The sequence below is a fragment of the Rhodanobacteraceae bacterium genome, assembly GCA_016713135.1.
Classification (GTDB): domain Bacteria; phylum Pseudomonadota; class Gammaproteobacteria; order Xanthomonadales; family SZUA-5; genus JADKFD01.
The window spans coordinates 521,996-548,614 of record JADJPR010000020.1; the positions used below are offsets into that span (position 1 = coordinate 521,996).

At 60.8% G+C, this 26,619-nt stretch carries 24 protein-coding genes and 2 pseudogenes; 6 read left to right on the forward strand and 20 right to left on the reverse strand.

What is annotated here, in order from left to right:
• Positions 1 to 20 precede the first annotated feature (20 nt).
• The 4 genes and pseudogenes from IPK27_17175 to IPK27_17190 all read right to left on the reverse strand — a co-directional run bounded on the left by IPK27_17175 (position 21) and on the right by IPK27_17190 (position 5,135).
• The gene (locus IPK27_17175) at positions 21 to 1,067 is read right to left on the reverse strand and encodes a hypothetical protein (protein ID MBK8069290.1); all 1,047 of its coding nucleotides are present in this window, start codon (positions 1,065 to 1,067) and stop codon (positions 21 to 23) included.
• Positions 1,064 to 1,936 (reverse strand): hypothetical protein, encoded by an 873-nt coding sequence (locus IPK27_17180; protein MBK8069291.1) that lies wholly within the window; start codon positions 1,934 to 1,936, stop codon positions 1,064 to 1,066. The genes IPK27_17175 and IPK27_17180 overlap by 4 nt, the downstream gene beginning before the upstream one ends.
• A gap of 6 nt (positions 1,937 to 1,942) precedes the next feature.
• Positions 1,943 to 3,919: pseudogene (locus IPK27_17185) on the reverse strand (AAA family ATPase).
• Between the two features lie 919 nt (positions 3,920 to 4,838).
• Positions 4,839 to 5,135, reverse strand: a complete 297-nt coding sequence (locus tag IPK27_17190; GenBank protein ID MBK8069292.1) for a hypothetical protein — start codon at positions 5,133 to 5,135, stop codon at positions 4,839 to 4,841.
• Positions 5,136 to 5,285: 150 nt separating this feature from the next.
• Here IPK27_17190 and IPK27_17195 point away from each other — a divergent pair, with 150 nt between their 5' ends.
• A complete protein-coding gene (locus tag IPK27_17195; GenBank protein ID MBK8069293.1) occupies positions 5,286 to 5,591 on the forward strand; it encodes an alpha-hydroxy-acid oxidizing protein in 306 nt (101 codons plus the stop codon).
• Positions 5,592 to 5,676: 85 nt separating this feature from the next.
• Here IPK27_17195 and IPK27_17200 read toward each other — a convergent pair whose 3' ends face one another.
• Positions 5,677 to 5,952 carry a hypothetical protein gene (locus IPK27_17200; protein ID MBK8069294.1) on the reverse strand — a complete coding sequence of 92 codons (276 nt, stop codon included), beginning with the start codon at positions 5,950 to 5,952 and terminating at the stop codon, positions 5,677 to 5,679.
• A gap of 347 nt (positions 5,953 to 6,299) precedes the next feature.
• A complete protein-coding gene (locus IPK27_17205; protein MBK8069295.1) occupies positions 6,300 to 6,458 on the reverse strand; it encodes a hypothetical protein in 159 nt (52 codons plus the stop codon).
• Positions 6,459 to 6,631: 173 nt separating this feature from the next.
• Here IPK27_17205 and IPK27_17210 point away from each other — a divergent pair.
• Positions 6,632 to 8,105: pseudogene (locus IPK27_17210) on the forward strand (IS1634 family transposase).
• A gap of 329 nt (positions 8,106 to 8,434) precedes the next feature.
• Here IPK27_17210 and IPK27_17215 read toward each other — a convergent pair.
• The 5 genes from IPK27_17215 to IPK27_17235 form a co-directional block, all read right to left on the reverse strand.
• Positions 8,435 to 9,517, reverse strand: a complete 1,083-nt coding sequence (locus tag IPK27_17215; protein ID MBK8069296.1) for a protein kinase — start codon at positions 9,515 to 9,517, stop codon at positions 8,435 to 8,437.
• The gene (locus IPK27_17220; GenBank protein ID MBK8069297.1) at positions 9,501 to 10,160 is read right to left on the reverse strand and encodes a hypothetical protein; all 660 of its coding nucleotides are present in this window, start codon (positions 10,158 to 10,160) and stop codon (positions 9,501 to 9,503) included. Before IPK27_17220 ends, IPK27_17215 begins: the two co-directional genes overlap by 17 nt.
• 923 nt (positions 10,161 to 11,083) lie before the next feature.
• Positions 11,084 to 11,644 (reverse strand): hypothetical protein, encoded by a 561-nt coding sequence (locus IPK27_17225; protein ID MBK8069298.1) that lies wholly within the window; start codon positions 11,642 to 11,644, stop codon positions 11,084 to 11,086.
• 523 nt (positions 11,645 to 12,167) lie between these two features.
• Positions 12,168 to 12,731, reverse strand: a complete 564-nt coding sequence (locus tag IPK27_17230; protein MBK8069299.1) for a type I restriction-modification system subunit M N-terminal domain-containing protein — start codon at positions 12,729 to 12,731, stop codon at positions 12,168 to 12,170.
• Positions 12,732 to 13,461: 730 nt separating this feature from the next.
• Positions 13,462 to 14,475 carry a transposase gene (locus IPK27_17235; GenBank protein ID MBK8069300.1) on the reverse strand — a complete coding sequence of 338 codons (1,014 nt, stop codon included), beginning with the start codon at positions 14,473 to 14,475 and terminating at the stop codon, positions 13,462 to 13,464.
• Positions 14,476 to 14,496: 21 nt separating this feature from the next.
• Here IPK27_17235 and IPK27_17240 point away from each other — a divergent pair, with 21 nt between their 5' ends.
• Positions 14,497 to 15,024, forward strand: a complete 528-nt coding sequence (locus IPK27_17240; protein MBK8069301.1) for an alpha-hydroxy-acid oxidizing protein — start codon at positions 14,497 to 14,499, stop codon at positions 15,022 to 15,024.
• Between the two features lie 425 nt (positions 15,025 to 15,449).
• Here IPK27_17240 and IPK27_17245 read toward each other — a convergent pair whose 3' ends face one another.
• From IPK27_17245 to IPK27_17270, 6 genes are all read right to left on the reverse strand, one after another.
• The gene (locus IPK27_17245) at positions 15,450 to 15,905 is read right to left on the reverse strand and encodes a hypothetical protein (GenBank protein MBK8069302.1); all 456 of its coding nucleotides are present in this window, start codon (positions 15,903 to 15,905) and stop codon (positions 15,450 to 15,452) included.
• A gap of 344 nt (positions 15,906 to 16,249) precedes the next feature.
• Positions 16,250 to 16,576, reverse strand: a complete 327-nt coding sequence (locus tag IPK27_17250) for a hypothetical protein (GenBank protein ID MBK8069303.1) — start codon at positions 16,574 to 16,576, stop codon at positions 16,250 to 16,252.
• A 67-nt stretch (positions 16,577 to 16,643) separates the two neighbouring features.
• Positions 16,644 to 17,903, reverse strand: coding sequence for a hypothetical protein (locus IPK27_17255; GenBank protein MBK8069304.1), 1,260 nt, complete (start codon positions 17,901 to 17,903; stop codon positions 16,644 to 16,646).
• Between the two features lie 28 nt (positions 17,904 to 17,931).
• Complete coding sequence (locus IPK27_17260; protein ID MBK8069305.1) at positions 17,932 to 18,141, reverse strand: hypothetical protein; 210 nt, start codon at positions 18,139 to 18,141, stop codon at positions 17,932 to 17,934.
• A 644-nt stretch (positions 18,142 to 18,785) separates the two neighbouring features.
• Positions 18,786 to 20,477 (reverse strand): hypothetical protein, encoded by a 1,692-nt coding sequence (locus tag IPK27_17265; GenBank protein MBK8069306.1) that lies wholly within the window; start codon positions 20,475 to 20,477, stop codon positions 18,786 to 18,788.
• Positions 20,478 to 20,687: 210 nt separating this feature from the next.
• On the reverse strand, positions 20,688 to 21,701 hold the full coding sequence (locus IPK27_17270; protein ID MBK8069307.1) for a transposase: 1,014 nt from the start codon (positions 21,699 to 21,701) through the stop codon (positions 20,688 to 20,690).
• Between the two features lie 332 nt (positions 21,702 to 22,033).
• Here IPK27_17270 and IPK27_17275 point away from each other — a divergent pair, with 332 nt between their 5' ends.
• Positions 22,034 to 22,339 (forward strand): hypothetical protein, encoded by a 306-nt coding sequence (locus tag IPK27_17275; protein MBK8069308.1) that lies wholly within the window; start codon positions 22,034 to 22,036, stop codon positions 22,337 to 22,339.
• Between the two features lie 252 nt (positions 22,340 to 22,591).
• Here IPK27_17275 and IPK27_17280 read toward each other — a convergent pair whose 3' ends face one another.
• On the reverse strand, positions 22,592 to 23,584 hold the full coding sequence (locus IPK27_17280; GenBank protein MBK8069309.1) for a transposase: 993 nt from the start codon (positions 23,582 to 23,584) through the stop codon (positions 22,592 to 22,594).
• Positions 23,585 to 24,021: 437 nt separating this feature from the next.
• Between IPK27_17280 and IPK27_17285 the strand changes: the two genes are divergently transcribed.
• A complete protein-coding gene (locus IPK27_17285) occupies positions 24,022 to 24,291 on the forward strand; it encodes a type II toxin-antitoxin system RelE/ParE family toxin (GenBank protein MBK8069310.1) in 270 nt (89 codons plus the stop codon).
• A complete protein-coding gene (locus IPK27_17290; protein ID MBK8069311.1) occupies positions 24,272 to 24,607 on the forward strand; it encodes an XRE family transcriptional regulator in 336 nt (111 codons plus the stop codon). The genes IPK27_17285 and IPK27_17290 overlap by 20 nt, the downstream gene beginning before the upstream one ends.
• Positions 24,608 to 24,768: 161 nt before the next feature.
• On the opposite strand, the gene IPK27_17295 is transcribed toward IPK27_17290, so the two are convergent.
• Together IPK27_17295 and IPK27_17300 are read right to left on the reverse strand one after the other, a co-directional pair.
• Entirely contained in the window at positions 24,769 to 24,927 is a 159-nt protein-coding gene (locus IPK27_17295; protein MBK8069312.1) for a hypothetical protein, read from the reverse strand.
• Positions 24,928 to 24,997: 70 nt separating this feature from the next.
• Positions 24,998 to 26,524 (reverse strand): hypothetical protein, encoded by a 1,527-nt coding sequence (locus tag IPK27_17300; GenBank protein ID MBK8069313.1) that lies wholly within the window; start codon positions 26,522 to 26,524, stop codon positions 24,998 to 25,000.
• Positions 26,525 to 26,619 lie beyond the last annotated feature (95 nt).

The window sequence follows — 26,619 nt, forward strand, 5'->3', positions numbered from 1 at the left end:
CGCTGGATCGGTCTCGTTTGTCAGGCCAGCTTGGGATACAGGAACATCCGCATCGGCGGATCGAAGTCCTGGCGGGTGGTGCTGTAGTCCGGCGCGTAGTCGATGTCCGAGTGCTCGTAGTGGAGAGCGTTGGTCGCATCGAGCTCGGTTGTCCCGTCAGCGAGACCGCCACGCCGGCCATCGAACACCACGAGATAGCCCCTTGCGCCATAGTGAGGTGACGACTGGTGTGTTGAGTCCAGGTAATCGGCCAGTTGCTTGGCGCCCTCCAGCGCGCGGCTCTTGCTGTATGCCGTTCCCGGGCTGCCATCGGCCTTGACGGATTTCCCCAGCCACTTTATTTCGATGATGGCGTGCTGGGAAGTCATCTGGAACGCCACATGAATATCGACCGGATGCGTCTCGTCGACATTCTGCTCAGGCTGCACATTCTCGTTGCGCAGCACGTTGCGCAAGAACTGCGTGAGCGAACGGCGCATGATGGCCTCGGGCTTGTTCTTGAACCGCAGGTGCTTGTTGTCTTCCCACGCCTTCTGCAGCTCGTAGCAGGTCGACCGGGCTGCCGAGCGCACCCGGTAGTCATCCAGCGCCGCCCTCAGCGTTCCGAACGTCGGCCTGCAAAAGGCACTGGGATACCCCGCGACGACGTTTTCCACGTCGTACACCTTGCCACCGACAATGAACTTTTCCGCGGCGGTGTTGTACAGATAAACGACGGCCGTCGTGGAGAGCTGCTGAAGCACTGAGACATCCAGCGGCACGACCTGAACCACATCGCTGCTCGTCACGCGCACAAGGCTCGGGCCGTCCAGTTCGTTCGTCAGGTTGTCGACGCTGGTGACGCTTCTGACCGGGCCCGCGACGATTGACGGCGTCAGGGTCGCATCGGCGAACACGGCCAGCGGATGGGTTCTGATGCTCGGATCCAGGCGAGCGTAGATCTGGACGATCTTCCCCAGCAATTCCTTCAGTGCTGTAGCCCCCATGTCACCGAAGACCTCCTGAACGGCGGAGGCGTACAGCTTGGCGTTGAGCGCTTTGAGCTTTTCAAAGTCCAACGTGATCATGAGAGCTCCGCTTCCGCAGCGCGCTCCGACGCGGTTGTCGCACATTCAGCGGCGTCATGGTGCCATGCCGCCGTGACGTGCGGCGCATGGGTGGTCGGTGCAGACTGGACTGCGATGTCGTAGCCGTTGGCCGCCTCACCGCCTTCGAGTGCGTCAAGATCGAACACGGCCCCACTGTCTGACCCGTTGGGCGATGTAGGCCCTCCCGGCATGCCCGAACCGCCAGGACCGCCTGGATCTCCCGGGCCTGACAGGTCGTCCCCCGCGATCCTCTTTGCTTCATTGACATGGGCCATGTAGGTGAGCCATAGGATGGACGGGCTTAGCAAGTCCTGCTGCCCGGGCGGAATCACGGCGGCCAGGGCTGCGAAGTGCTCATGCAGGGTTTGAAGATGCGGCTCGTCCAGCAACATCGTGGGCGAACCACGGAGCTTGCTGGCAACAGGCGTCGGCTCCTGTTGCAGCCCCTCTGCCATGACTGACCCCGGGACTGCGAGCAAGCTCGCGGCGGCGGCGCTGAGGCAGGGGACGCGTGGCGCCATCATCTGCAGCGCCGCGAGGCCAGCCAGCATTTGACTGCCGAGCGGGGTGGACCTGAGCCTGCCTTGGGTCTCGCTCAGCAGGCCAGTCGAGACCAAGTAGTCCATGGCCTCGATGAGGTGGTCGCTGAAAGGCAGGCCTGTGCCGGTGTTGGCGAACTTGTACCCCCAATCGGACACTGCCTGCTTCGTATAGATCGACAGCAGGCACGAGAGAAAAGCGATGCGTTGCAGCTCGAGACGAGTAACGCCGCCGAGCGGCTTGTCTAACTCGGAGGCGACTAGTAAGCAGTCGAAATGAGCTTCAGGGTTCATCTGCATGATGCTCATCGGCAGTCAGCCGTTCAGCGCTTGCTCGATCTCTTCGAACGCTTCGGCGAAGAGATCGGACGACGCCTGCTGCACATCTGACAGCTCCGTCCAGTGCGTCATCTGGACAATTGCCATCGTGTCGGCCTTGCAGGCTTCCGCTAGGGTCTTCAGAAGCCTGGAGCTGTTGATGTTGGCGGTCATAAGCAAGTCGTGCCCGCTCACGACGAAATCCGCAAACATCTGACCGGCGCGCTGTTCATACGCGATGTCCAGCGAACCTTCCGGCGTGTCGATGAAGAGCGTCGCCAGCGCATCAGCATTGGAGACGTGTTGTGACAGCGCCATCCTCAAAGCAATGTCGATGAAGAACCGCTGGCTCTCAGACAGCTGCGACTCCTTGCGCCGAGCGTTGCCGCGGATATCGATCTGCAACTGAGCACCGACGCCCTCGCCACTCGGCCCGCCGGTCACCAGGGAGATGTCCAGATCCATGCCCAAGAACGACCGCGCCAAGCTCTTGAACCGCGGCACGAACTCCGCCTCGGCCTGCAGGTACCGCTGCTCCAGGTTGCGCTGCAGACCACGCAGCTCATCCTTGTGCCTGTCGCGGTCTCTGTACGCCTCGTCCCGCTGATGCTGCAGATCCCTTCGCGTCTCACGGAACGAGTCCAGGGTCTTGGCCAGCGGACCATCAACCAACGCCATCTTCCCGCGCACAAGCTCCAAAGCCGCATGGTTGGCGCGCTCGAAGTCCTCCAGCGCGCTGCGTGTTGACAGCGCGGCATCCCGGCAGGTGCGCAGCATCTCGCTTAAGCGCGCCTTGGTGATGATCGCCTCATCCAGGTTGCGCTTGGCCGTCGCAAGTGCAGCGTCCAGCCGCGTCAATTCCGCGTTGTTCGCCCGGCGTCGCGTTCGTGGGCGCGATCGACGATGCACACAGCGGGCATTGCGTGGCCTGCAGCTTCGCCTGAATCGCCTGAGCGATATGCACGCCCTCGTTTTGGCACACCGGACACCGGCAGTCGGCGATCGCGGAGCTGACCAAGGGGTGCCGCTGCGGCGAGGAGATCCCGGTCATGAACTGTTCGAAGGCCTTCGCATATGCGCCGCGCATTGCAATGACTTCAGCGTGCGAGCTCATGACTTTCAGCTCGGCTTCGTTGACCTGGCGTTCCGCCTCGTCGCGCTCTGTCACCGCGCGTTCCGAAGCGACGGTCAGCGCCTCGTACTGTGCTTGGGCATTTTCGCCGTCAGCCGTGTTGTCGGTACCCGCCTTTATGGACGCCTCCAGCGTCTCGATCCGCTTGCTTATGTTGTTCGCCTGGAACTGGTAGTTGCGACCACGCGACGCAGCCTTCTCCATCTCGCGGTGCAGCCAATCGGCGCGGCCGGCTTCTTGAGCATTCCCGCCAAAGCACACGTGCAGCAGCGCACTGGAGACCTCGCGATCCCAGAACACGAGGTGCCTACTCTCGTCGAATGTGAACAGGAAGTGCTGCAACATGACAAACTGGTCGAATGAGTTCAAGCCGATCGTCTGGCACAGGTCACTCCTGTAATGCTGCTCGTTCTCCTCAGCGGCGGCCCCGTCAGATCTGTGCACGACGTTGCCGCCTTGCGAGATCTGAAGCTCTTCGAGGGCGCCGATGCTGAACAGGTTGCGCTTGATGGCGTAGGTACGTTCATGGACGCTGAACTGAACGGAAACTGCTGCAGCGTCCCGATCCAGCTCCGCAATGCGGCCGTCGTAAAACGAGCGCGTGTAGTCTCTGGCCTTCTGAAAATACGCCGCGGCCGATAAGAACTCGCGCTTTGGCTCCGGAACTGCGCCCGTGAGCGCAAAGTTCACCGTGCCGAGGAACGTGGATTTGCCAATGCCGTTGGCACCGGCCAGCACGTCACGCCCGATCGAAGGGCCAAGCGCACATCGGGATCCCGGCTGTACAGCGAAAAAGGCGTGGAGCTCGACGCTCCGCAGCTTGGGCCAACTAAAGCGTGGATGCGTCTTAGTGCTCATGTGCGCTGACAGTCTGGACAAGGGGCTTGTAGGCGAGCCGAACAGGCACAGAGCGCTAGATCGGGCCAAATGAACGATAGCTGTGGCGGGCACGTAGAAGCGAGGACACCCAGTGATTCCCAGGCCTGCGAACGCAACTCTTCCTTTCTCTTATTGGGGGCGGATGCAGCTTTGGGCACGGGTGCGCGGTCTTGGGAACCTGGAGTCAGCGGTCGATGGGAGGTGGGTCCCAGACGAGCGCCATAGAGCTATTTGGGACAAGTCGCGCGGACGCGACAGTTCTCGCACCGATCGATTGCAGCGTGACACTTCTGTACCAACCGCGGCCGCGAAAGAGCCGTAAAAGCGAGGACACCCATCGATTCCACCGAGAACGAATGGGGACAAACGCGCCAGTCGCTGCTGATTCCTTCGTGATTTCAACGGCTTGGTCCGAAGCTAGGACACCCATCGATTCCACAGCCAACGAACGCAGACGCACGCGCCCGTCGCTGCTGATTCCTCCGTGATTTCAACGGCTTGGTCCGACCAAAGCCAACGCCCCCAGGCGCCCGCGGCGCCGAAAGGATGGCTTGTCCGGCACTCAGTTCGAGAGCGAACGAGGCCACGCCCAGGCCGCGCAGCCAGCGCTGACCGATCTCCGCTGCCTTGTCGAGGAGCGCCGCCTCGCTGCCGATCACGCGACAGAAGCCTTGCTCGGGCTTGACCGCACGCACGCGGTGGGTCCACTCGCTGGAGTCCATGCCGAGGCGGTCAGGACGGCCGGCGGCTTGCCCGTGATCCGCCCGAAAGCTTGGTGGGGTGCCATTGGCGCCCGGTCATGTCGACCAGTTCGATGTACTCGGTGGTTGAGAGCGCCGTCACCGACAGGCCGCGGGTACCCATCACCGGCGCCAGCTCAGGTCAACGCGGTACGTTGGCTGTGGCGTGACCGTTGCCAACGGTCGTGCATGCCGATGTTTCGTCACCCGGATTCGACTCGATGGCTCGGATTCGTTTCAGGATGCTCGTGTGTGCCGAGCCCTCCAGTTGCGAGGTCATGCCGGCGCGGATGGGGTTCAGGTCCACATAGGCCATGGCCGACAGCACCGCGGCCTCGTCGAGCAGGACCTGGGAGCGAAAGCGCCCTTCCCAGAAACGACCCTTGCAGTGGTCCTCGACATTCGCGCGCCGGGCGATGGGTTCGCTCAGCGACTTCATGAACCACGAGAGGCTGCAGAGCCGCGAGCGCAGCACAGCCAGCCGGGCATCTTTCGCGACAATCTGCGCCTTCGCTGCTTCGTACTGGCCATCCTCCGGTGGATACAGCCCCAGCCAGCGGGCGGCGACGTCGGGGAGCGGGCTTGCGTCATGGAAGCAGCATGGCGCGACCGGTTGGCACGGGATGCCAGAAGACTCCGGCGGCGGTGTCAGAAAGCGGATGACTTGCGCTTGTCCTCGCTCGTCGTGCCGGTTCTGGTCGACAGCGGCTTCCGTCGCGGTTCCGACATCTTCAAGGCGCTCGCGCTCGGCGCGACCTCGGTGGGCGTCGGGCGGCCTGACATCTGGGGACTCGCAGCCTTCGGGCAGCCAGAGGTCGAGCAGGTTCTGCGCATCCTGCGCAAGGAACTGTTGATCGCCATGCGCCAGGCGGCACGCGCACCCTGGCCGAGATAACGCCAGCGTATCTCAGCAAGGAGAGCGCGCGAGCTTCCCGCAGCCGCCTCACTCCTGTTCTTCGGCCTCTTCTTCGACCTCCTCTTCAGCCTCTTCCTCTGCTGCCTCTTCTTTCGCTTCCTCGGACGGCTGCGCGGCGGGTTCCGCTTTCGGAAGAAACCTCCGCCGTGGGTTCGGCGGAGGCTGCGCTTTCCTGTGCCGCAGGAGCGATGTCGCCGAACATCACTTCTGGTTCCGGCATGTACTCCGGGATAACAGGTTGTTCATCAGGAGGAAAAGTAGCCGCAGCGCTGGCCTGTGCGCACATCGGCGACGCGGCGCATGCGAGGGCGACCGTGGCCAGGAGCAGTTGCGATTTCATCGGTATGGCCATCGGTTCCTCGTCGCCACTGAGTGCAGAAGTACGGTAGCACGAAGGGAAGTGGCGCGCATGCGACCCACTGCCGGCGATGCTCGTGATCCGCGCCGGTCAAGGGATCCTGCCCGCAGAGCCAGGCGCGGCGTACACAGCGGGACGCCGAACTGGGACACCCGTTGGATTTCACAGCCGACGAACCCGAAAAGCGAGGACACCCAACGATTCCAGAGCCAAAGAACGCAGACGCACGCGCCGGTGGCTGCTGATTCCTTCGTGATTTCAACGGCTTGGTCCGACCAAAGCCAACGCCCCCAGGCGCCCGCGGCGCCGAATAGGATGGCTTGTCGCGCTCAGTTCGAGAGCGAACGAGCCACGCCCAGGCCGCGCAGCCAGCGCTGGCCGATCTCCGCTGCCTTGTCGATGAGCGCACTCTCGCTGCCGATCACGCGACAGAAGCCGTGCTCGGGCTTGACCGCGCGCACGCGGTGGGTCCACTCGTTGGAGTCCATGCCCCCCAAGTTCCGCACTCTCCCACCCGATTCCGGCTGGCTCGGCGGTTTCATGGTGTTTCCGATCAACAGCTTGCCTCGCCGTCGGCGCCTCTTCCGCGAAACCTCTGTAGTCACACGTTCAGGTTCGCTTACAGCTTGAACTCGCGCAAGGCGGTGCGTACCTTGGCCGCATGTTGACACGTATTTCCAAGTCCGGTGGGCGGGCCTATCTGCAGTTCGTCGAGGCCTTCCTTATTGACAACGGGGAACCTCGGCAACGGGTCGTTTCCAACTTGGGACGCCTCGATCAGTTGCGCCCGAAGGATCTCGATCCGCTGATTGCCGGTCTGCAACGGGCGCTCGGTCGGGCCCCGGCACCGGTGCCGCAAGTCGAATTCGTCAGCGCCAAGGCGATGGGCGATGTCTACGCCTTGCACGCGCTCTGGCAGGAACTCGGCCTGGAAAGCGCCGTGGCACGCGCCCTGCGTTCGTCTTACCGGCGCTTTGATGCCGTCGCCATGGTCCGCGCCATGGTCTTCAACCGCCTGTGTGAACCCGATTCCAAGCTCGGCGTGCTGCGCTGGCTGGATACAGTGGCCATGCCCGGCCATCCGGACCAGACCAGTCACGATCACCTGCTGCGCGCGATGGATGCGCTCATGGAGCGCGCCGGCGCGGTCGAGGACGCGGTGGCCGCGCAGTTGCGGCCGCTGCTGGACGACGAGATGTCGGTGGTGTTCTACGACCTGACCACGGTGCGCATCAGCGGCACCGGCAAGGTCGCTGGCGATGTGCGCACCCACGGGATGAGCAAGGAGACCGGTGGCATCGCGCGCCAGTTCGTGCTGGGCGTGATCCAGACCCGCGAGGGCCTGCCGATTGCGCACCAGGTGCACGCCGGCAACATCGGTGAGGTCGGCACGCTGCTGCCGATGATCCAGGCCACGGTCAAGCGCTATCGCCTCAAGCGGGTGATCCTGATCGCCGATCGCGGCCTGCTCAGCTTGGACAATCTGGCAGCGGTCGAGGCGTTGAAGAGCGCCAGTGGTGAGCCGATCGAGTACGTTCTGGCAGTCCCGGGCCGTCTTGGACGCACAGGATGAGGGCACACCACAGCGTGGACGTCGCTCCAGCGACCGGCGCGCCTACCTCAAGTTCTCGGAGCTGACCAAGGCCGCGCGCTTGTCGCGGATCGTCAAGGCCGACCTGCAGGCCGAGCGCTTCAGTTACCGCATCGACAACGACGCCAAGCGGGCCGCTGAGATCCTCGACGGCAAGCTGCTGCTGGTGACCAACACCGATCTTCCGGCGGCGGGCGTCATCGAACGCTACAAGGCGCTGGCGGACATCGAGCGCGGCTTCCGGGTACTCAAGAGCGATATCGAGATCGCACCGGTGCATCACCGCTTGCCGGAGCGCATCCGGGCGCATGCGCTGATCTGCTTCCTGGCCCTGCTGCTCCACCGCGTGATGCGCATGCGCCTGAAGGCCACCGCCAGCACACTGTCCCCGCAACGCGCGCTGGCGCTGTTGCGCCAGATCCAGCAGTTGCACGTGAAGATCGACCGCCGCTGCGCTACTCGCACCAGCCAGATCAACGCCGCGCAACGTGGCGAGCTGCAGCAACTAAAACTGCCAGTTCCCCCGGTCGACGACCAGGCGTAGTGACAAATCCGCAATCCGCGCACAGCGGAATCAAATACTTACGGCTGCGGCTGCGGAACTTGGGATGCCCAGGCGGTCAAGGACTGCCGGCGGCTTTCCCGTGATTCGCCCGCGCTTTGTGGGGTGCCATTGGCGGCCGGTCATGTCGACCAGTTCGATGTACTCGGTGGTTGAGAGCCCCTGTTCGGCACCTACCGCAGCGTGGCATCACCACGGCGACCTTTGCCGAGCGGTTAGACGGTGACGAACCGGCGGCACAGCGGTGCCACTCATGCAATCGCGACACGGGGAACATTCCATACGCGAATTGTCCATCCCGCTGCGCGAAACTACTCCCTGTATACGTCGTGGTAATTAGACAGAACGGCAACCTCATCAAGCTTGCCGGCAATTACCGAAAATTCAGGGGTTCGAAGAATTCCGAGGAGAACCTCTCGCGCAAACGATAAATTCCCCTCACTTCGATAAGCGCTTTCCATGCCAAGACGGACATGCACTTCAAAAGGAACGTCGCTTCTACTAAGTCGTCGCGCGCGCAATTGGTCCATCTCAAATAGAATAGAATCACGCGCCGGATTGCGCAAAGTTCTCGCAATGTCCATTTGACGCTCTTGTCTTGGCCTGCAAAGCAGCGACTCAAATCCGGGAGCAGCCCGAAGTTCCTGAACAAATCCATCAATCCCGCGCTCATTTCGATCACCGGGCGACGATGACAGCTCCTTATCGAATGCACTTGATAGTGCCGGGGACAGATTCCACCCAGCGCGATTGTCAATTGAGAGACCAAGGGCAAATAGCAAAACAAGCGCAAAGGAATACTGATCAGAAGCGACAGAACCCCGACTCCCGTTAATTATCTCCGGCGCGGCGTAAGCTGGAGTACACGGGGTCCCCGAATTTCCCGTCAAACTGGACAACGGAACTTTCGCAGTCCCCAAGTCACACAATCTCGTGCCAGTTCCATCCACCAAAATATTCTCCGGCTTCAGATCCCGGTGGACATATTCTCTTGAGTGCATCCACTTCAGCCCGACAATCGTTGTCGAAAGCAGGTCCAATAGAGTCCGAAATGGAAGGTCACGCTCGGAGTGAAGATAGCGCGCCAAATTACCTTCGGCAAGGCTCATAGCAATCCACTGTGTACTTCCAATCCTACCCGCACCAAAAGGCGTCGGAAAGGAGTCCGGACAAGCCGTCGCCGCCTCAACCAACAGGTCAAACTCCCGCTTCGCACGATCCGTCATTGCCAAATCACAGGCGGGGAACAGCTTCAATGCTACTGCAGTCCCAGTTCCTAGATCACGAGCTCTCCATACGTGCCCTTGCCCACCCCCATCGATTCGCGCTTCGAGCGAAAAACTGTCAATCCGATCTCCAACGTGGAACTCTTGGAGCTCAAGGCCGGGATGCATAATCACTCTCCTTAATAGCCTCGACTGACCGGCTCAGCGCGCCGAGAATTGCCCGCCTCTCTCGAACATCCAATTGATCAAGCGCCTTTGACAATTGGATAAGGACGTAACTAACCCGATCGCCGAACGCCCTATTCATCGCATCATGCGCCCTGAATATATACGCTTTCGAACCTGTCGGCGGATCGCCCTCGCACCATGCTTGAGTCAACACTGCCAAAAAAATAGCATTCCTTATCTTCGCTTCTATCCAGCTCGTAACGCCACACTTGACGACTTTCTGGCCCCAATCCACCGACTCCAAGCGGGCTATTTGAAGGAGATTCAATCGAACGATTTCGCGAGATATCGGAATTCGAAGTGCGCACAGATGCAGATACGCAGGGTCTCGCGCGTGATTGTGAATCAGGTTATGTCCATGTGCAGTAATAATGAGTCGTCGCGAAAAACCATCGCCGTTTGACGGCTCTCCAGCGTCGATTGTTAGCATGCAGAGATGCGACTCCAGCAAGTCGCAAACCGCCTGAATGAGCCCTGGATCGTACTTCCAGCCACCATTCAGGTCCTCCGCCAAATCGTGCAGCAAAATACCACCGCGGCCGTGCTCATCTAGCGCATAAAGTACCCTCGAAGCCAGCAACATCGATGCAGGCCAAGAATTTACGCTCGCAACGCTAAAATCGCACCTCCCGTTCTCCACGAATTGCGGCCAGTAGAGGACTGGTACTGCCAGGCCGTCGTACTTAGTGAGATCATTGACCTCGAATGGAGATATTGCTGGACGACCGTCAGCTGAGACAATCTTGAATACTATGGGTGGAAACCGCATATTTCCGCGAAAAATCTGCTCGCGAACGCGGTAGCCGTGTTTATGATGACCCGAGGCTAGATCAAAAAACTCCCAGCGAGCACCTGCATGGCAGCTCGGAGATTCGGCATGCAGGTACGCATATTGGCGACAATTGGCTCCCGAAATCTTGCTTCGGACTCAAAACCCAGTCTAAACTCGCTGAACAGCTCCTCCATGCGCGTTGAAAGTTCCCCTGCTCCTCGCGAGAGTGCGGTATGAACTGCCTCAAATCTCCGCCGGATGACCTGATCCAAGGGCGGACTCCTGATTTCATATTGCTCATGGGCGACGTCGGCTCTAAAAGCCTGATTTATCAGTTGACCTTGGACACTTACGTAAGTCGAGTTGCGCATTGCGAGCACCAAGGAAACGCCTGCAGGAATGCGCCTCGAAATAAACTCCCGCGTCGACGTTACTAGATCATTAAATCGCCTTTCCGACTCAACGTCACGACCTAATCGGTCATATCCATCAATTATACAGACGAAACATATTCCTATTGACTGAGCTATTCGGACAACCTTGCGGCAGATTGACGGGCTTACACTATCCGACAATTCTCCGCTCCCAGACTGAATGAACAGCTCCTTAACGAATACAGCATCATTTAGTGACGACTCTTCATCGGACGATTCTAACTCCGCCAATAGCATCTCGTAGTACGGCGCAATAGCGGCTGCGCAATCTGGCGCGCGATTCCTCAGAGGAGAAGATTTTTAGTAGTACTTCAGCAATACCTTTGTTGCTTGTGCATAGAACCATCGCTCGATATCCTGATCGAAACGCGCGGAGATTCTCCTGGTCAGATTGACGCGGACCACGACCACTTTCTTTGAACTGAACGAATTGTTGAATCGAGATAGGAGATAATTCAAGAAAAATGTCTTGCCACAGCCGCGCTCGCCGCGGAGAACGAATATTCTGCCATTTGAGCCGCCCCCCAAAGCACTCATCCGTGAATAGGCGATCAAACGGCCCACGAAGTCAGCAACTATTGGCTCCGACGAGTTTAGTACCGTTTGATCAGGCTGAGACGTGAAACAATATGAATCAACAAGCAGTTGGGTCTGGGGCTCTCGACTTGGATTTGCCGGCAAATGCGTGAGTGCATCAATAATTCTACGGGTTGCCGTGTCGGCCGCGCCATCAATTTGATTTCTTATCGCACAATGAATGAGCGCATCAGCGATAGATCGACCCGAAAATAATGCCTTTTCAATGGTTCTGGAGGTCCTTATCGTACTGGCGTAATCGGCCAAGGCGCCTTCAATGATCACTTTCTTTGACCTCCGACTTCATCAAGCATTTTTCGGTTTTCTGCCGAATGAGGGTTAGCGCTTCCGCAAGCGGCTTCCTGATTAGTGTCGAACCTCAGTAGCCTCATCCGGACGCTCGGACAATCAAGCACTTACGAGCAACTAACTTCCGGGGTTAGACTCGCGCAAGTTGTTGTTCTTTGGGCATTGTGAATGGTTCCGGTGCACGGCGCACTGAGGTTCGACGCTAATCAGGAGCGGCTTTACCCTCCTTCAATTACCAATTCTCGTGATTTCGACCCAACGTCGTACTCCCAATTACCAATTCTCGTGATTTCGACCCAACGTCGTACTCCGCCAGGTCCTGGCACTTCAAACTCTGGGCGATTTCGCCGGCAAGGAGCGGGGGAGTAACGTGTCTCGCAGGACGGCCATGGTTTTAAATTGTTGGAGTGCATTGGTGCCGCGTTCGTCCTACAGGGCGGTGATTTCAGCGAAGCGAGCTTGGATCTCGGGTGGCGGGACAACGGTGATTAGTGGAGCTTCAGGAGTCCCCGTATCCAAGCCCCTTCAATTTGGCGATCACATCGATCAGCTCACCTAGACGCTGCTGGTCCAGCGCCGGGCGCGCGTAATCCTTGGGAAGATCGCCTTTGAGCCGAGGGTTGACAGCCTCGATGGCGATCATTGCATCGTCGACACGGCGACCGATGCTAGCCATGCGCGCACTGGCCTGCAGATAGGGCCAGCGCGCATCGGCCGGCTCCCAGAAGATGTTCGCGGTCAGATACTCGTCCGGATCCTCCGGATTGGCGCCGGCGTAGTCACCCTCCCCCCCCATCAGCTTGGCGCGATGCGCCTCGAAGCTGTCGGAGGTGTACTGCAAGAAGATCAGGCCAATTACCACATGCTTGTTCTCCGCCGCGTCCATCTTGTTGCGCAGCTTGTCCGCCATCAGCCACAGCTTGGCCTCGAAGCCAGGATTGGCGCCACTGTCGGACTTTTCCTTTCTCGCTTTCGGGGCGGTTGCGGCTTTGGGCACGGGTGAGCGGTCCTGAGAACTTGGAGTCAGCGGTCGATGGTAGGTGGGTCCCAGACACGGCGCCATAGAGTGCCGTGCAGGACACGGTCGGGCTGACGCGGCATTTCTCGCACGGGTCGGCTGCGGCGTGACACTTCTGTACTAACCGTCTTTGAAAAGCGGGGACTCCCGTCGATTCCACAGCCGACGAACGCAGACCCGCGCGCCGGTCGCTGCCGCGAAGCGAGGACACCCGCCAATGACACGCCGGCCATCACCACATCCAGCCCATCGAAGCGAGGAAACGAAGCGAGGACACCCATCGATTCCACGGACAACGAACGGGGACACCAGCGTACGTCGCTACCGAATCCTTCGTGGTTTCAATGGCTTGGGCCGACCAAAGCCGACGCCCGCAGGCGCCTGCGGCGCCGCGAAAGCGAGGACACGCATCGATTCCACAGCCGACGATCGTAGGCGCACGTGCCCCTCGCTGCGGATTCCTTCGTGATTTCAACGGCTTGCTCCGGCCCAAGCCAACGCCCCCAGGCGCCCGCGGCGCCGAAAAGGATGGTCTGTCGCACTCAGTTCGACAGCGAACGAGCCACGCCCAGGCCGCGCAGCCAGCGCTGGCCGATCTCGGCGGCCTTGTCGAGGAGCGCCGCCTAGAAAGCGAGGACACCCATCGATTCCCAGGCTGGCGACCGCTGACACGCGCGCCAGTCGCGGCTGATTCCTTCGTGATTTCAACGGCTTGGTCCGGCGAAAGCCAACGCCCCCAGGCGCCCGCGGCGCCTAAAAGGATGGCCTGTCGCACTCAGTTCGAGAGCGAACGAGCCACGCCCAGGCCGCGCAGCCAGCGCTGGCCGATTTCCGCTGCCTTGTCGAGGAGCGCACTTTCGCTGCCGATCACGCGACAGAAGCCTTGCTCGGGCTTGACCGCGCGCACGCGGTGGGTCCACTCGCTGGAGTTCATGCCGAGGCGGTCAAGGACGGCCGGCGGCTTGCCCGTGATGCGTCCGCGCTTGGTGGGGTGCCATTGGCGGCCGGTCATGTCGACCAGTTCGATGTACTCGGTGGTTGAGAGCGCCGTGACCGACAGGCCGCGAATGCCCAGCACCGGCGCCAGTTGAGGTCGACGCGGTTCGCTGGTTGTGGCGCGACCGTTGCGAACGGTCGTGCATGCCAATGTCTCGCCACCCGGATCCGACTCGATGCCTCGGATACGTTTCAGGATGCTCGTGTGTACCGACCCCTCCAGTTGCGAGGTCATGCCGGCGCGGATCGGGTTCAAGTCGACATAGGCCATGGCCGACAGCACCGCGGTCTCGTCGAGCAGGACCTGGGATCGGAAGCGCCCTTCCCAGAACCGGCCCTTGCAGTGGTCCTCAACATTCGCGCGCCGGGCGATGGGCTCACTGAGTGACTTCATGAACCACGAGAGGCTGCAGAGCCGCGCGCGCAGCACAGCCAGACGGGTATCGTTCGCGACGATCGGCGCCTTCGCTGCTTCGTACTGGCCTTCCTCCGGCGGATACAGTCCCAGCCAGCGGGCGGCGACCTCGTCCGGGCCCCAGTCCCGCGCGATGTCGGCATGCATCTCGATCACCACATGCAGGTGATTGCTCATCACCGCATAGGCCCAGATCGAGACGGCATACAGCTCCGCCAACTGCGCCAGGCGATCTTCGACCCATTGCCGGCGATGCTCGTGATCCGCGCCGGTGAGCGGATCCCGCCCGCACAGCCAGGCGCGGCGTACACAGCGCGACACACAGTGATAGACACCGTTGGCGTTGGCGGGGATCAGGAGGGAGCGGGCTTGCGTCATGGAAGCAGCATGCGCGGTTGAATTGGCGCGGGCTGTCGGAAATCGCTGACGGATGCGTCCGAAAGCGCCGGATTCGTGCGTGTCCTTGCTTTGCTGGTCGACAGCGGCTTCCGTCGCGGTTCCGACATCTTCAAGGCGCTCGCGCTCGGCGCGACCTCGGTGGGCGTCGGGCGGCCTGACATCTGGGGACTCGCAGCCTTCGGGCAGCCAGAGGTCGAGCAGGTTCTGCGCATCCTGCGCAAGGAACTGTTGATCGCCATGCGCCAAGCGGGCACGCGCACCTTGGCCGAGATCACGCCAGCGTATCTCAGCAAGGAGAGCGCGCGAGCTTCCCGCAGCCGCCTCACTCCTGTTCTTCGGCCTCTTCTTCGACCTCCTCTTCAGCCTCTTCCTCTGCTGCCTCTTCTTTCGCTTCCTCGGACGGCTGCGCGGCGGGTTCCGCTTCGGAAGAAACCTCCGCCGTGGGTTCGGCGGAGGCTGCGCTTTCCTGTGCCGCAGGAGCGATGTCGCCGAACATCACTTCCGGTTCCGGCATGTACTCCGGGATAACAGGTTGTTCATCAGGAGGAAAAGTAGCCGCAGCGCTGGCCTGTGCGCACATCGGCAACGCGGCGCATGCGAGGGCGACCGTGGCCAGGAGCAGTTGCGATTTCATCGGTATGGCCATCGGTTCCTCGTCGCCACTGAGTGCAGAAGTACGGTAGCACGAAGGGAAGTGGCGCGCATGCGACCCACTGCCGGCGATGCTCGTGATCCGCGCCGGTCAAGGGATCCTGCCCGCAGAGCCAGGCGCGGCGTACACAGCGGGACGCCGAACTGGGATGCGCCGAACTGGGACACCCGTTGGATTTCACAGCCGACGAACCCAGACACGCGCTGGTCGCTTCTGAATCCTTCGTGCTTTCAACGGCTTGGGCGGGCCCAAGCCAACGCCCCCAGGCGCCCGCGGCGCCGAGAAGGACGGCCTGTCGCGCTCAGTTCGAGAGCGAACGAGCCACGCCCAGGCCGCGCAGCCAGCGCTGGCCGATTTCCGCTGCCTTGTCGATGAGCGCACTCTCGCTGCCGATCACGCGACAGAAGCCGTGCTCGGGCTTGACCGCGCGCACGCGGTGGGTCCACTTGCTTGAGTCCATGCCCAGGCGGTCGAGGACGGCCGGCGGCTTGCCCGTGATCCGCCCGCGCTTGGTGGGGTGCCAATGGCGGCCGGTCATGTCGACCAGCTCGATGTACTCGGTGGTTGAGAGCGCCGTCACCGACAGGCCGCGAATGCCCAGCACCGGCGCCATCTCAGGTCGGCGCGGTACGCTTGCTGTGGCGCGACCGTTGCCAACGGTCGTGGATGACAATGACTCGCCGCCCGAATCCGACTCGATGGCTCGGATGCGTTTCAGGATGCTCGTGTGTACCGAACCCTCCAGTTGCGAGGTCATGCCGGCGCGGATCGGGTTCAGCGCCGGTCAATGGATCCTGCCCGCAGAGCCAGGCGCGGCGTACACAGCGGGACACGCAGTGATAGACGCCGTGAGCGTTGGCAGGGACCAAGAGAGAGCGGGCTTGCGTCATGGAAGCAGCATGGCGCAACCGGCGGGCACCGGCTGTCAGAAGACTCTGACGGCGGTGTCAGAAAGCGGATGATTTGTGCGTGTCCTCGCTTCCGCTTCCATTGGCTGGCGTCAATACCCATGCGCCCAAGGACGCCGGGCGTCTGTCCCGCGGTCCGCTCGCACTTGTCGGGGTGCCATCGATGACCTAGGCCCGCCGAATCCAAATTTTTTCAGATTGTGCTCTGAGGAATCTGAGTTCTTTGGCGTGATAGCTGCATCCGCAGTGCTTCAAGGGCGCGCGCCATACAGAGGCGCGTTAACGGTTTTCCGTGGCTGTTGTTGGTAATCATTGATGCAGCGGTTTCCCCGAGGGTTTTGGCTGAGAGATCTTCGTTCTCGCGAATTAGTTTCAACAGCGCGGGATCGACGGAATCCAACTGTCCGTCGGTTTCTTTTGACCATAGTTTCTTCGAACCAAGCAGAAGTTCGTCTAACTTGGATCCAAGGTCACCTAGGCCAGAGTCGGACCAAGCTGCCGATATATAAGCGTAGATCAACCTTTGAACCTGTCGGATATATGGGTCGATTACCAGGAGGCTCAGTGAGTCTGCATCGGACCTAGTCTTAAACTTGTAAGCGTGAACGTCGGAGTTCCAAAAGATTCCTTTCGCTAGTTCTTCTGTCGCTTCCTTTTCGAAGTCCGGGATTTCCGTTGTCGGATAATCCATGAAGGAGGACGATGGTCTTGGCCGTTTGAAATTCCTTCGGAAGCGGCATTCTGTCCGAAGCTCTGATCCGATCATTTTTCTGGATCGCGTCGAGAAGGCAATTAATCTCCTTGGTCCTTAGGGGCACTGAAAGCCCATTAAGGAATTCATCGGATCCACGACGGACGATGGTTGGGTTCGAAATTGCTTTGCTCAAGAGATCTTTTGCTGCACGTCGATTCTGATCGGCATCCGGCGATTCCTCTATCTCACGAAAGGCCTTGGCAACAAGCACAGCACAACCAGTGCATCGGTTAGCCATCTCCACTGGGTCATAGTCAGGGGAACATTTCGCATCCGGCGAGTTTGCTTCTGCGATTTGAAATACAACCGAGGCGCAATACGCATTAATCAACGCCTCCGGTTTGAATGCGTCAGATACCCCTTGATCATTGATGTATTTTGTCGTTGTGTTGCTCGCCAAGAACAACGCATCTGCTTTTTCTGCCTGAGTCTGTGAGGCGAGCCACTTGACCAAAAATCGGCCCGCATTAATGGCTTCATTCCGATCCGGGTCTGAACGCTCGTCTCCATTGACAACCAAAATTGGCTCAGCAGGCAGCACACCCATAACCATATGGTAGGTTGAGTTCTTTCGCTTTCGCTTCCTATCTTGCTCCAGAATTACTAGTGACGAACCGCTTCCTGTTCCGCCGGCTATCGAGGTCATCCAAATTCGAAAGGTCGCGTCATTTCCAAAGATTGAAGCGAGTTGGTTGTTGTTTCGCGTCAGCATTTCCTTGGTGATTGCTTCCGCGACCGCGCCATAGTCGCATCCCGTGCCATGCTGACCAAGAGTTAAGCGATCCCCGTTGAACGCGTAGGATTCCTTCTTGCCATTTTCCTCGGCATACGCGACGAACTTGACAATCTCATTCTCGCCATCCGAATCAACAATAGAGTACTCGACGTCAAGCGGGTGCGCGCGAGTACCAAACAGGTCAATTGTCCAGTACTTAGCGACGCTCCATCGATGCTGCAGATAGTCAACCAAAATATTTCCCTGGCGGGTTCGCAGTTCGTAAGACAGAGGTTTGCCGAACGATGTGGCAAAGAAGTCGTAACACATCCGAGAGCCGCATTTGCCGAACCCGACGACCTTGGCGTTCAGATTCACTGGTGGGCGAGATTTCATGGCTTCGTTCTCAGGTTGGGATGCCAAGTGCTGTTGTCGAGGTTATTGTAAGTATCGCTGCGAAGCGGGCAGTTTTGCTCCCACGTAGATACTCAGGAAAAACGCCTGCGATTGTGGCTACTATTCCGGTGAAGATCCCGGCCAATGATAATGACGCTGTGCGGAAATCTTTTGTCCAATCAAAGAACTGATCCGCCGCAAGGACTACGATGGCAGACATGACGAGGGCAGTTACCATTTCGGGGCGGCGATCGTAACCTCCACCTGCGACGCGCCTTAGCGGTAGTCTCGAGATTGTGTATGCGCCGATCAGCATTATCGCCGCGATGAAAGGTTGCACGGACTGCGGCCTCTCTTCGTTTGGGCGTGGGCCAGAAAGGATACGTTACATGCTCATTTCCGGAAAGATGGAGCGAGACAGGTTCGAAAGAGGATGGCGACAAGACGACAAAGAACACGTCACAAGAGGCGAGCAGAAGCGAGTGAGAGCGAGGGCACCCGTCGATTCCTTAGCCGACGAACTCAGGCGCACCGCCGACGACGCGCACGCGGTGGGTCCATTCGCTGGAGTCCATGCCCAGGCGGTCAAGGACAGCCGGCGGCTTTCCCGTGATCCGCCCGCGCTTGGTGGGTGCCATTGGCGGCCGGTCATGTCGACCAGTTCGATGTACTCGGTGGTTGAGAGCGCCGTGACCGACAGGCCGCGGATACCCATCACCGGCGCCAGCGCAGGACGGCGCGCTTCGCTTGCTGTGGCGCGACCGTTGCCAACGGTCGTGCATGACAATTTCTCGCCCGGATCCGACTCGATGGCTCGGATACGCTTCAGGATGCTCGTGTGTACCGACCCCTCCACTTGCGAGGTCATGCCGGCGCGGATGCGTTTCTGGCTGCTGCCCCGTCGCGTCTGAATTGTGCCCACGCGTACATCGCGGCTCGCGCAAGTGCCGTTGGATGCAAGTTCCACTGGTCGTTCTTGTCAAACTCTTTCGGGTAGGCCGGTATCATTCTCGCGCGTATCTCGCGAGTGAGGGATCTTGAATTCGCAAGTAGTTTCAGTACGCCGCTGTCGAGTGCGAGCGCTGCAACTTGGCAATGCTCGTCCTTGTCGATAGCTGTCTGCCAAGTCTCCTTGAGCGCGGTGAGAGTCAATGGAATGTCGACAAGCACAATAATGCTGAGATTGAGAATGGATTTCTCGACGACGGCACCTACTACGCGACTCGTGACTCCGGCCGTTCCCTGCTGGCCCAGTAGTTCTTCGGCCAGCCCCCGCAGCACGCAGCTATCGATGGTTTCAGATGGCTGCAACTGCTCCTCAATCGAGATTGACCACAGTCCGGGATGGTACGCACCGTCCTGGCCCTTGGTCTGCCGTTGGCAAAGCAGAACGTGGGGCCTGCCTGCATCGGCGGTCCGGATGACCATATGGCAACCAGCAATGCCGGGATGAGCCAGTCCATTCCCTTGGACATCGAGGACGTTGGCGGCAAGCCGCGTCCTCAACGGGGGATTCATCTCAAGAAGGCGATGGAAGGACCGGGCGCGACTCCAACGTTCCACATAGTATTCGATCTTCGCAAGCGGAATGTCCGTAAGCGGCTGAATGACACGCAAGGCTGATACCTTGCGACCATCTCCCCTGGCGTCGCTGCCCGCCCGTTCCTTCGCCTGCATTTCCCTCCACGCAGAGTCTTCTTTCTCAGTAAGCTTCGTAGTCGCGGGGCTGTCGCGCGCAACCAGATCGAGTGAGAGTTCAGAGTCGGGATCCGGTGCGACGAAAAGGAAGCTGGCTCCATCCAGCGATAATCGGCGGCGGGATTCCGGGCCGACATCGGGATCGTCAGTGAGCGCTCCCGGCAGCCGCAACGAATTGATCCACTCAAAGAAGCCCGATTTGTCATCACGATTGAGCGCTACTTCGGCCGGTATTGACGAGTGATAAATCTTGGAAATGAGCGGCTTTCCTCCTGCACCGAACTGCCGATCGCGCGCGATGTTGAAGCGGTTCTGGGTGCCTTTTGATAGATGCTCGTGCACAGCTTGCGTAATGGCGATCGTCCCACTGACGCCGATCGCGCGTTCGTACTTCAAGAACACATTCAGGTCGTCCGAGCTCCAGTAACCTTCCTGAGGATGCGTGTAGACGTCGTCTGCGAGGTGAATCGAAACGCGCAGTCGCAAGAGCGAGCGTGACGGTGCCCGTTTACGCCATTTCGAGAAGGAATGTGCCGCCGCAAACGCGGCATCGACCGCGAAGTCGACATTCGGTCGCCCATCGCGGGAGGCTACGTACACCCCGCCGTCTCCTTTCCAAGAGAGCAACCGAAAATCATTCGTCCCGACGGACTTGCGGAGCTGTTCGGCGAACTCCACCCGTTTCCGCGCAACATCTGGTTTCGAAGGGTCGTTGGCCATCCAGGCAGAGTGGCCTTCCAGATCGACCTGCAGGAGCACGCAGGCCTTTAGTGCAAAGTCGTTGTTCTTGGCATTTGCCTTCACAGTCCCTCCTTCGTCGCGGCGGCGTCGCGACTTTTCGCGGGTCTCGGTAGGCATGTCCGGTTGGAGTGCGACTTCTCGCAGCGGAACTGTCCGCCGCAAAAGCTGGCGCACACACAAGAGCTGGGACACTCGTCGATTCCAAATCCAACGAACGGGGAAGCACGCGCCAGTCGCGGCGGATTCCTTCCTGGTTTCATCGGCGTCGTCCGGCCAAAGCCAACGCCCCCAGGCGCCCGCGGCGCCAAAGTGGATGGCCTGTCGCTCTCAGTTCGAGAGCGAACGCGCCACGCCCAGGCCGCGCAGCCAGCGCTGACCGATTTCCGCTGCCTTGTCGAGGACCGCGCCCTCACTACCGATCACGCGGCAGAAGCCTTGCTCGGGCTTGACCGCGCGCACGCGGTGGGTCCACTCGCTGGAGTTCATGCCGAGGCGGTCAAGGACGGCCGGCGGCTTGCCTGTGATGCGTCCTCGCTTGGTGGGGTGCCATTGGCGGCCGGTCATGTCGACCAGCTCGATGTACTCGGTGCTTGAGAGCGCCGTCACCGACAGGCCGCGGATACCCATCACCGGCGCCAGCGCAGGTCGGCGCGGTACGCTGGCTTTGGCGCGACCGTTGCCAATTGTCGTGCAGGACAGTTTCTCGCCACCCGGATCCGACTCGATGGCTCGGATGCGTTTCAGGATGCTCGTGTGTACCGACCCTTCCAGTTGCGAGGTCATGCCGGCGCGGATCGGGTTCAGGTCCACATAGGCCATGGCCGACAGCACCGCGGTCTCGTCGAGCAGCACCTGGGAACGAAAGCGTCCTTCCCAGAAGCGGCCCTTGCAGTGGTCCTCGACATTCGCGCGCCGGGCGATGGGCTCACTGAGCGACTTCATGAACCACGATAGGCTGCAGAGCCGCGCGCGCAGCACAGCCAGACGGGCATCGTTCGCGACGATCTGCGCCTTCGCCGCTTCGAACTGATCGTCCTCCGGCGGATACAGCCCCAGCCATCGGGCGGCGACCTCGTCCGGGCCCCAGTCCCGCGCGACGTCGGCATGCATCTCGATCACCACATGCAGGTGATTGCTCATCACCGCGAAGGCCCAGATCGAGACGGCGTAGAGATCGGCCAACTGCGCCAGGCGGTCTTCGACCCACTGCCGGCGATGCTCGTGATCGGCGCCGGTCAATGGATCCTGCCCGCAGAGCCAGGCGCGGCGTACACAGCGCGACACGCAGTGATAGATGCCGTGGGCGTTGGCGGGAACCAGCAGGGAGCGGGCTTGCGTCATGTGCGGAGCATGCGCGCCTGAATTGGCGCGGGCTGTCGGAAATCGCTGACGCGCGCGTCCGAAAGCTCCGATTTGTGCGTGTCCTCGCTTTGACTTCATGAACCACGAGAGGCTGCCGATCAGTGGAGGAACTCCCAGTGGTGAGAATGTTGGGTGTCCGTGTCTTGGAACCTTGGGTGTCCGCGTCTTGCCCGGGTGTCCGCGTCTTGCCGTCCGCTTCCTGCGCCGTTTGAATCGCAGCCATCCAGCCCACGGGGACGCATGCGCGCCACTTCCTTTCGTGCTACCGTCCCCCTGCACTCAGAGGCGACGAGGAACCGATGGCCATACCGATGAAATCGCAACTGCTCATGGCTACGGTCGCCCTCGCATTCGCCGCGTTGCCGATGTGCGCACAGGCCAGCGCTGCGGCTACTTTTCCTCCTGATGAACAACCTGTTATCCCGGAGTACATGCCGGAACCGGAAGTGATGTTCGGCGACATCGCTCCTGCGGCACAGGGAAGCGCAGCCTCCGCCGAACCCACTGCGGAGGTTTCTTCCGAAGCGGAACCCGCGGCGCAGCCGACCGAGGAAGCGGAAGAAGAGGCTGCAGAGGAAGAGGCTGAAGAAGAGGTCGAAGAAGAGGCCGAGGAATAGGTTCGAGGCGGCTGCGGGAAGCTCACGCGCTCTCCTTGATGAGATACGCTGGCGTGATCTAGGCCAGGGTGCGCGTGCCCGCCTGGCAAAAGCGAGGACACCCAAAAGCGAGGACACCCAATGATTCCCAGGCCATCAAACGCAAGCGCATGCACCCGTCGCTGCTGAATCCTTCGTGATTTCAACGGCTTGGTCCGGCCAAGGCCAACGCCCCCAGGCGCCCGCGGCGCCGAAAAGGATGGGCAGTCGCGCTCAGTTCGAGAGCGAACGGGCCACGCCGAGGCCGCGCAGCCAGCGCTGGCCGATTTCCGCTGCCTTGTCGAGGAGCGCACTTTCACTGCCGATCACGCGGCAGAAGCCTTGCTCGGGCTTGACCGCGCGCACGCGGTCGGTCCATTCGCTGGCGTCCATGCCCAGGCGGCCAAGGACGGCCGGCGGCTTTCCCGTGATGCGTCCGCGCTTGGTGGGGTGCCATTGGCGGCCGGTTGCGTCGACGAGTTCGATGTACTCGTTGATTGAGATCGCCGTTGCCGACAGGCCGCAAATACCCAGCACCGGTGCCAGCTCAGGTCGGCGCGGTGCGCGTTCTGTGGCGCGACCGTTGCCAACGGTCGTGCATGCCAATGTCTCGCCACCCGGATCCGACTCGATGGCTCGGATACGTTTCAGGATGCTCGTGTGTACGGACCCCTTCAGTTGCGAGGTCATGCCGGCGCGGATGGGATTGAGGTCCACATAGGCCATCGCCGACAACACGGCGGTCTCGTCGAGTAGGACCTGGGAACGAAAGCGCCCTTCCCAGAAGCGGCCCTTGCAGTGGTCCTCGACATTCGCGCGCCGGGCGATGGGTTCGCTCAGCGACTTCATGAACCACGAGAGGCTGCAGAGCCGCGCGCGCAGCACAGCCAGCCGGGCATCGTTCGCGACGATCTGCGCCTTCGCCGCTTCGAACTGACCGTCCTCCGGCGGGTACAGCCCCAGCCAGCGAGTAGCGACATCGTCCGGACTCCAGGACCGGGCGATGTCGACGTGCATCTCGATCACCACATGCAGGTGATTGCTCATCACCGCGTAGGCCCAGATCGAGACGGCGTAAAGATCGGCCAACTGCGCCAGGCGGTCTTCGACCCACTGCCGGCGATGCTCGTGATCGGCGCCGGTCAATGGATCCTGCCCGCAGAGCCAGGCGCGGCGTACACAGCGCGACACGCAGTGATAGACACCATGGGCGTTGGCGGGGACCAAGAGGGAGCGGGCTTGGGTCATGGAAGTAGCATGGCGCAACTGGTTGGCACCGGCTGTCAGAAGAGTCTGACGGCGGTGTCAGAAAGCGGATGATTTGTGCGTGTCCTCGCTTCTCCACGTGTCCTCGCTTCTCCATGCGTGTCCTCGCTTCGCTCGCTTCCGCTCGCTTCGACAAAGCAAGACAAGGGATAGCCAAGAGTCAGAGTTTTCCACAGCAAGCCGCGCACTTCGCTGACTGATGCTGGCGTCTGCGGTCGTCAACATCGGCGCCATGACACGTTCACGCTCAATCCTGATCCCCCGTGGCGCCACTGGCGCCACTCATGGCTTGTTGCGCCGTGAGCGCCGAGCGTTTCTGTGCATCGAGGATCTGCTAACCGGGTGCCAGCCTGGGTTTGCTGCGCTTGTTGCCATACCTGAACAGGTATAAGGTAGCCATGTACGGCAAAGAACGGCCGCTCGTATGGATCGCGAGCAGCTACAGGGATCTGATGGCGTTGACGCCCAGTGTTCGCCGGCGTTTCGGTTTCGCCCTGTCGTTGGCGCAGATGGGGTTCGCGGAGGCGGTGTTCGTCCTGCACTGCTTCCAGAAGAAAAGCAAGACCGGGATCGCCACGCCGAAGGCAGACATGGACATCATCCGCGCTCGCCTGAAGGTCGCCGAGGCGATCGCACAGGAGCTACGCAATGCAAAAACAGAACATTGAAGGCGTAGACGTTCAGCGCAGTTCGGGCAACGTCTTTGCCGACCTTGGACTGCCGGACGCCGAAAAACTGAAGATCAAGACTGGTCTGGTGATCGAGATAAGGAAGGCGATGTCCACTCTCGGGCTGAATCAACAGGTGGCGGCCAAGCGCATGGGCATTCCGCAACCGAAGGTGTCAGCCATGATGCGCGGGGATTACACCAACCTGTCCGAGCGCAAGCTGATGGACTGCTTGAACCGCCTGGGCTTCGACATCGAAATCAGGGTGCGGCCAGCGGCCGAACCTATCGGACAACTGACGCTTGCTTCCGCTTGACCGGGAGATGCCAAAAGCTGGGACACTCGTCGATTCCACATCCAACGAACGGGGAAGCACGCGCCAGTCGCGGCGGATTCCTTCGTGATTTCAGCGGCTTGGTCCGGCCTAAGCCAACGCCCCCAGGCGCCCGCGGCGCCGAAAAGGATGGCCTGACGCACTCAGTTCGAGAGCGAACGCGCCACGCCCAGGCCGCGCATCCAGCGCTGGCCGATCTCCGCTGCCTTGTCGAATAGCGCCGCCTCGCTGCCGATTACGCGACAAAAGCCTTGCTCGGGCTTGACCGCGCGCACGTGGTGGGTCCACTCGTTTGAGTCCAAGACGATGCCGCTACAGGGCGGGGTCGCGTTGATCGGCATGCGCGCCGGTGGCGCCAGCCCGGGCGATGTTTCAGGGTGACGTCACCTTGGTCGGCGTCGACCAACGTCCACTCAGCCACCAGCCTTCGCTGACTCGGCTGGCTGCATAGTCATACACGCGATTTGTGATCGCCGCGTCCTTCGCGTGGAAGACCGCGAAGTGTTCGTCGGCGCCGCCGCCCCATACATGTCCGTACGCCCAGCCGAATCGATGTGAGGCAATTTCGATCTCGCTGGGCTGGTTGCACACCAAGTGATCGGCGACGCGTTGCGGGTCACTGCCACCCGGCACGGAAAGGAAGGCAATATTGTCGTCCCGGCCGATCCGCGACCAGAGTTCGAGAAACACCTCGCGATTGGGCGGACGATATACCGCGCCCACACGCGCCCCCAATGGATCGCCCGGTCCTCTGATCGCCAGGCACTCGCATTGCTCGGTCAGGCGGAACCAGCGAAATCCGTTGTGCATGCAGAAGTGAGCTCCGACCAGCGGGAGTTCGCCATCCGCCTCCGCCGCCAGCAGGGCGACCTGGCCGAACTGGTCCGCTTCGCCGAACTGGGCGCCCTCAGCGCTTGAGCCGAGCAAGTGTGGGTCATCGTGGAAACCGATCAGGAGCGGTCGGAATCGGCTCGATGCAACGAAGTGCAGAAAGCGATGCTGAAGTTGGGGATTGTCGCTGACGAAGGCAAATCGACTCTCGCGCTCGATGGTCATCATCGGCACCAGCGCCCACTCGAAAGCAGAAAGCAATGACGCGATGTACTCATCGGGATGTGCGCAGAGCGCGCCCAACGACAACTGTGGATGTTCGTGACCAGCGCGCAGGATGCCGATGGCCTCCTTGTCGGGCAGCCCGAAATACCACCGATGACGGGGCTCGTGGGCGCCGGCCTGACGAACGCTCGAGACGAGGCGGCTTGCCTTGACTCCAAAGTGGACTGCGCCCCCAATCTGCCCAAGCCACGCATCAATCAAGTCCAATGAGACTTCGTGGTCCCATCTCAGAATGACGAACTTCGGATCGCTCGGCGATCGATGGTGAGGAGGCTGCGGGCTGGATGGGGCACGCGAAGACAGGTGGCCGATGTCCTGAAAGGTCAGCCCTCGATCTAGCTGATGCTGCTCGAGGTACCGCCTCAGCGGAATCACCAACTCGTCGCAGATCTCCATGCTGCGCCACAAGACGCGTTGCAGCCCCGGTCGTTGTTCGAGCTTGGCCAGCGCCGCCGCAGGCTGCATCGGGGTGTCATCGCGTCTGCCGCGAAGATGGCGAACCAGGAGATTGAGGTACCGAAGTGCGCGTGTGCCGCCGACGGACGCGATGGCGTCGCCGATTTCCGTGAGTTCATCCGGAGAATACGCGTGGATCAGCGCCACTGTTTCGGGATACTCGGCGGCCCAACCAAGACGATCAAGGTCTCCCAGCAAGTCCATGACCAAGCGCACGTTTCTTGCCGCATCGGAGAGATGCGCCCGCGGCACACGACGCCATTCCGATTCCGGATGCTCGGTGCACCACACCAGGTGCGCGTAGGCTTTGCTCGATTCCTGATCCATCTGCGCTCGCCTTCTTGCTTGAAGCGTACGTCTGGTGCCGCAAGTATTGAAACACGGCGTCCGATTCCGGGAAAAGCCGGGCGGAAAAGCTGGGA

Excerpts from the sequence above, each read along its gene's own strand:
- IPK27_17235 (MBK8069300.1), bottom strand. The coding sequence starts at position 14,475 with ATGACGCAAGCCCGCTCCCTCCTGATCCCCGCCAACGCCAACGGTGTC.
- IPK27_17190 (MBK8069292.1), bottom strand. The coding sequence starts at position 5,135 with ATGAAGTCGCTGAGCGAACCCATCGCCCGGCGCGCGAATGTCGAGGAC.
- IPK27_17285 (MBK8069310.1), top strand. The coding sequence starts at position 24,022 with ATGTACGGCAAAGAACGGCCGCTCGTATGGATCGCGAGCAGCTACAGG.
- IPK27_17175 (MBK8069290.1), bottom strand. The coding sequence starts at position 1,067 with ATGATCACGTTGGACTTTGAAAAGCTCAAAGCGCTCAACGCCAAGCTG.
- IPK27_17230 (MBK8069299.1), bottom strand. The coding sequence starts at position 12,731 with ATGGCGCCGTGTCTGGGACCCACCTACCATCGACCGCTGACTCCAAGT.
- IPK27_17300 (MBK8069313.1), bottom strand. The coding sequence starts at position 26,524 with ATGGATCAGGAATCGAGCAAAGCCTACGCGCACCTGGTGTGGTGCACC.
- IPK27_17205 (MBK8069295.1), bottom strand. The coding sequence starts at position 6,458 with ATGGACTCCAACGAGTGGACCCACCGCGTGCGCGCGGTCAAGCCCGAG.
- IPK27_17290 (MBK8069311.1), top strand. The coding sequence starts at position 24,272 with ATGCAAAAACAGAACATTGAAGGCGTAGACGTTCAGCGCAGTTCGGGC.
- IPK27_17245 (MBK8069302.1), bottom strand. The coding sequence starts at position 15,905 with ATGACCTCGCAACTGGAGGGTTCGGTACACACGAGCATCCTGAAACGC.
- IPK27_17215 (MBK8069296.1), bottom strand. The coding sequence starts at position 9,517 with ATGCATCCCGGCCTTGAGCTCCAAGAGTTCCACGTTGGAGATCGGATT.
- IPK27_17200 (MBK8069294.1), bottom strand. The coding sequence starts at position 5,952 with ATGAAATCGCAACTGCTCCTGGCCACGGTCGCCCTCGCATGCGCCGCG.
- IPK27_17260 (MBK8069305.1), bottom strand. The coding sequence starts at position 18,141 with ATGTCTGCCATCGTAGTCCTTGCGGCGGATCAGTTCTTTGATTGGACA.
- IPK27_17265 (MBK8069306.1), bottom strand. The coding sequence starts at position 20,477 with ATGCCTACCGAGACCCGCGAAAAGTCGCGACGCCGCCGCGACGAAGGA.
- IPK27_17180 (MBK8069291.1), bottom strand. The coding sequence starts at position 1,936 with ATGAGCATCATGCAGATGAACCCTGAAGCTCATTTCGACTGCTTACTA.
- IPK27_17275 (MBK8069308.1), top strand. The coding sequence starts at position 22,034 with ATGAAATCGCAACTGCTCATGGCTACGGTCGCCCTCGCATTCGCCGCG.
- IPK27_17195 (MBK8069293.1), top strand. The coding sequence starts at position 5,286 with ATGGAAGCAGCATGGCGCGACCGGTTGGCACGGGATGCCAGAAGACTC.
- IPK27_17270 (MBK8069307.1), bottom strand. The coding sequence starts at position 21,701 with ATGACGCAAGCCCGCTCCCTGCTGGTTCCCGCCAACGCCCACGGCATC.
- IPK27_17220 (MBK8069297.1), bottom strand. The coding sequence starts at position 10,160 with ATGTTGCTGGCTTCGAGGGTACTTTATGCGCTAGATGAGCACGGCCGC.